Source organism: Bradyrhizobium sp. AS23.2 (assembly GCF_001908185.1).
GTDB lineage: Bacteria > Pseudomonadota > Alphaproteobacteria > Rhizobiales > Xanthobacteraceae > Bradyrhizobium.
This window is the reverse complement of sequence record NZ_LGHM01000181.1, coordinates 1-4,415: the sequence shown is the minus strand read 5'-3', so window position 1 is coordinate 4,415 and position 4,415 is coordinate 1. Positions and strand designations below refer to the sequence as shown.

Sequence of the window (4,415 nt, the reverse complement as noted above, 5' to 3'; positions counted from 1 at the left end):
AATGCTCTGCGTCGCTTTTGTCGCGGTCAGCTTCTCACTGCGGCCGCAGCCGGCTGACGATCGCGTACTGGTAAAGGCGGATCGCCTGACGCGGACCGCGGGCGATCCACTCGAGGCGAGATAGTCCGCCCCTAGAATCGGCGAAGTTGCTCGTTGGAGAGGCGCCAGCCAGCGGAAGCTGGCAGACCTGATGGACTAGTTTGGGCCTCGCCGAAACTCAAACTACGCGACAGGGCGCGTGTCGCTACGCAAGCCGCTCAAGGACTCGGCTGACTTGCACTCCGATTCCAAGACACGCCCGCGCATGGTCTCGGTTAACATCACTTCGCGACGCCCTCGGTGATGGTCAGGTCGGCGCGCTCTCGACGCCGCAGGCGGCCGTTCAGAACGACGTAGGCGACAAGGCCGATCAGCAGCCCCCAGAATGCCCCACCGATGCCGAGCAGCTTGATGTTCGCGGCGGAGGCCAGAAAGGTAATCAACGCCGCCTCACGGGAGGTCGGATCGGCCATCGCTCCTGCGAGGCTGCCGCCGATCGTGCCGAGCAGCGCGAGACCGGCCAGCGTCGTGATGAAAGTTGCGGGGAATGCCATGAACGCGGCGGCGAGCGTCACGCCGAACACCCCGACGAGGACATAGAAGACGCCCGCCGCGATGCCGGCAATCCACCGCCTCGACGGGTCTTCATGGGCTTCTCTGCCGGTGGCAATGGCCGCCGTGATGGCCGCGATGTTGAAGGCGTGCGAGCCGAACGGTGCCATGACGAGCGAGCCGAGGCCCGTCACGGTCACGATGGGATTGGCGCTGGTCTTGAAGCCGTCGTTCCGCAGCACGAGCATTCCTGGCATGTATTGGCCGGTCAGCGTAATCAGGAACAGCGGCAGCGCGACGCTCAGGAGCGCATTCAGCGAGAATTCCGGCATGGTGAACACCGGAGTCGCGAACTGAAGCTGGAGCCCCGACAGGTCGACGCGGCCTTGCGTTAGCAGGAACGCGAGCCCAAGAACGAGGATGCCGACCACGGCATAGCGGGCGGAGAAACGCTTCAGCACAACATAAGCGACGATCAGCAACCCGACCAGCAACGGATCGACGCTCGCGCCGCCGAATGCGCCGATACCGAATTGCAGCAGGATGCCCGCGAGCAGGCCCGAGGCGATGCCGGGCGGGATCAGCCGGATGACCTTCTCGAAATACCCTGATACGCCGAGAGCGACGAATGCCGCTGCCGAGATCATGTAAGCGCCGACAGCCTCCGCATAGGGCGTCGTTGCAAGCGCGGTGACGAGGAAAGCCGCGGCCGGAGTAGACCAGGCGGTGATGATCGGCTCGCGATAGCGCCAGCTCAGGAAAAGTCCCGTCAGCCCCACGCCGATGGAAACGGACCAGACCCAGGATGCCGTCAGTTCGGGGCTCAGACCCGCGACCTTAGCGGCCTGAAAGACGAGAATGAACGTGCCGCCATAGTTGACGATGACGGAGATCAGCCCCGCGACGACAGGGTGCGTCAGATCGCTCAAGCGAATGGATGATGATGAACCAGACGACATAGTCTTGACGAGACTCCAGAGGGCTTCGATGCAACGGCGATGAGATGGCTTGACATCTAGGCGATCAATGGTCTGATGAATCCATCCACTTCATTCGACAGACCCAGACCATTTGTTCAAGCATTCCCAACTCGAGTCCGTGAAGGCCTGGCTTGCCCATCCCGCCCATGCGGCGATGCCGCTTCACGCGCGGATTCAGCGGGCGATCCGGCAGTTGATTCTCGATGGCGCACTCGGACCGGGGAAACCGCTGCCAGCCTCGCGCGCGCTCGCCAAATCCCTCGGCGTGTCGCGCGACACGATCGAGGCGGCCTATGCCCAGCTTCACGCCGAAGGTTTCATCGACCGGCGAGTCGGCAGCGGCAGCTTCGTGGCGGAGATGACGGAGTTCACGCCGGGGCGCAGACTGTCCCGGCGGGACGCGCTGTTGCCCAACCAGGCTCCCGACCTCAGCAAGCGCGGCAACGCCATGTTTCGCAGCGGCGGCGTGCGCGAACTGCTTGCACCGCGGCCTTTCGCGCATGGGGTGCCGGAGACACGCAACTTTCCGCTTCAGCTCTGGGAGCGTCTGGAGCGGCAAGTGTTGAAGGAAACCGGCACGCAGGCCCTGCTTCACGGCGATCCGCAGGGGACCGAACCGCTGCGACGCGCCGTCGCCGATTATGTGAACCTTGAGCGGGGCGCGCGCGCCACGGCCGACCGAGTGCTGATCCTCACCAGTTCGCAACAGGCGCTAACCCTGTGTGCGAACTTGCTGCTCGACTCCGGCGATCGCCTCTTCATCGAGGACCCCGCTTACTATGGCGCGCGCAGGGCGTTCGACGCGGCGGGGTTGGAATGTGTGCCCGTTCGCGTGGATCGTCAGGGCATCGTCGTCGAGCAGATCACGACTGAATCACGGAAGGTCAAGGCCGTGTTCCTGACGCCTTCGCACCAGTTCCCGACCGGCGCGACGCTGGCACTCGATCGCCGTCTGGCGCTGATCGAATGGGCCGCCAGGCATCAGGCATGGATCGTCGAGGATGATTACGACAGTGAATTCCATTATGCCGGCAAGCCGACAGCCTGCGTGCAGGGCCTCGATTCGCACGACCGAACCATCTACATCGGCACCTTCACCAAATCGCTCTTTCCGGGCTTGAGGATCGGCTACGTCGTGCTGCCGCCCCAGCTCGTGAAGCCGATGACCGTCGCGCGCACGCTGCTTGACGGGCACTCCGCCCCGATGGCGCAACTGACGCTCGCCCGGTTCATGGAAGGCGGGCATTTCGGCGCGCATGTCCGCACCATGCGCGGCATCTACGCTGAAAGGCTCGACGTGCTGGCAACCCAGGTCAGCAAACGTCTATCGGATTTTGTCGAGGCGCGGGTGCCTGTCGGCGGCTTGCAAATGCCGTGTGTGCTGACCTGCGACCTGTCGGAGCGCACCGCCATCGATGCGGCCCGACGTGTCGGGATCGAGATCCTGGGATTGTCAGCACTTCATGCCGCCGGAAACGGCAAGGCCGGGTTCCTGATGGGTTTTGCCGCCTACACCCCGAACGAGATCGAGATCGCGGTCAGGAAATTGGCGAATGCATTTCGGACGGTGATGAAGGCATAGGTCACCGCGAAACGGCGTAGAAGCCCTAGCGGATTTCCTTCAGCGGGTGCATGCTGCCGTCGGTGGGGCTGCGAGGAGGCTTGGTCATGCGTCACCCATCCAAACCACTACTCGACAAGGGGATGGCTTACAGGGCCGGCGCGATCGGACTCGGGTTGCTTCCCCTAGCCATGGCGTTCGCTGCGGTGCTTATACCGTGATCGATCGCTCCGCGTCTGATCCGCGAGCGTGACGTCGCAAGGCTTTCCACATCCACGACCAGCAGTGGGGCTTACGCTGCGCCGGCCTAGGAATCGATAGTTTGCGAGCTACGCTCGATGCCGCTTTCGTGTCGTAATCTGCCTTCGCCGGAATCCCTCGAATACAACGATAGCGCCGAATATTGACTTAGGCGGGTGCTCCAATTCGACGAACCGGTGCCGATCCGTCCGTGGCCGCCGCTTCCGATGCCACCGCTTCCGACGCCACAACCGATTGTCCCTGGTCAGGTGGTCAGGGGCGCGTGCCAGCACCCGGCACAGCTTGCCCGCCCTGAGGCAGACACCGTCCGCTCGCTCGGGACACCGGCAAGCAGCGAACCCGCGCGGCGAAGGATGAGCGTTGGAGGGCCCGCCAGCGCGAACCGGCGGGCCGGCGCCCTCGCCGTTCCTCAGTCGGGCAGCACGAGCAACTTCGCGAAGCTATGGCGAGCTCCGGTTGCCTGGCTGGATCAATCGACGAAGCCTGCACTCATGCAGCGGCCCCAAGCCCTGGCAGCGCCTGCGCCTCTACGTCGACCAACTCATTCAGGTCGGCTTCCAAGTCCGACACGATGTCGAGAAGCAGAGCCGCCGCGACTGGGTCTGTCGTTTTCCGCGCCATCACTCGAAAGCGCTCGACCTCGTGCCAGCGCTCCTTCCACTCGCTGTCAGTCATGGCTCCCCCATGCGCTGATCCCCCAGAAAAACGCGCTGCGGAGGCGATCGATCTTTTGTCACGAGAACACTATCGTGAGATGGCCGCTCACTACCGCGCGCTTTCCGTCGAGCATCGCGAAGCCGAACAATTGCAAAAGCTTTCCCAGGCTGGATTTGAACAGCTGGCAAAGAGGAGTAGCACCCCTCATTTCAAAATGCTGCCAGGCCAACCTTTCAGCGCGCTATGGTGGTGGGCATAATGCTCTGCGTCGCTTTTGTCGCGGTCAGCTTCTCACTGCGGCCGCAGCCGGCTGACGATCGCGTACTGGTAAAGGCGGATCGCCTGACGCGGACCGCGGGCGATCC

3 protein-coding genes are annotated in these 4,415 nt (G+C 63.5%); 1 reads left to right on the top strand and 2 read right to left on the bottom strand.

Translation table 11 applies throughout. The features are described from left to right. Window positions 1–320: 320 nt before the first annotated feature. Window positions 321–1,550 carry a benzoate/H(+) symporter BenE family transporter gene (locus AC630_RS34270; protein WP_074122841.1) on the bottom strand — a complete coding sequence of 410 codons (1,230 nt, stop codon included), beginning with the start codon at window positions 1,548–1,550 and terminating at the stop codon, window positions 321–323. 112 nt (window positions 1,551–1,662) lie between these two features. On the opposite strand from AC630_RS34270, the gene pdxR reads away from it, so the two are divergent. Then, entirely contained in the window at window positions 1,663–3,153 is a 1,491-nt protein-coding gene (gene pdxR / locus AC630_RS34265; RefSeq protein WP_074122840.1) for a MocR-like pyridoxine biosynthesis transcription factor PdxR, read from the top strand. A gap of 729 nt (window positions 3,154–3,882) precedes the next feature. Here pdxR and AC630_RS34260 read toward each other — a convergent pair. Further along, entirely contained in the window at window positions 3,883–4,068 is a 186-nt protein-coding gene (locus tag AC630_RS34260; RefSeq protein ID WP_074122839.1) for a hypothetical protein, read from the bottom strand. Between the last annotated feature and the right edge of the window lie 347 nt (window positions 4,069–4,415).

Excerpts from the sequence above, each read along its gene's own strand:
- AC630_RS34270 (WP_074122841.1), bottom strand. The coding sequence starts at position 1,550 with ATGTCGTCTGGTTCATCATCATCCATTCGCTTGAGCGATCTGACGCAC.
- AC630_RS34260 (WP_074122839.1), bottom strand. The coding sequence starts at position 4,068 with ATGACTGACAGCGAGTGGAAGGAGCGCTGGCACGAGGTCGAGCGCTTT.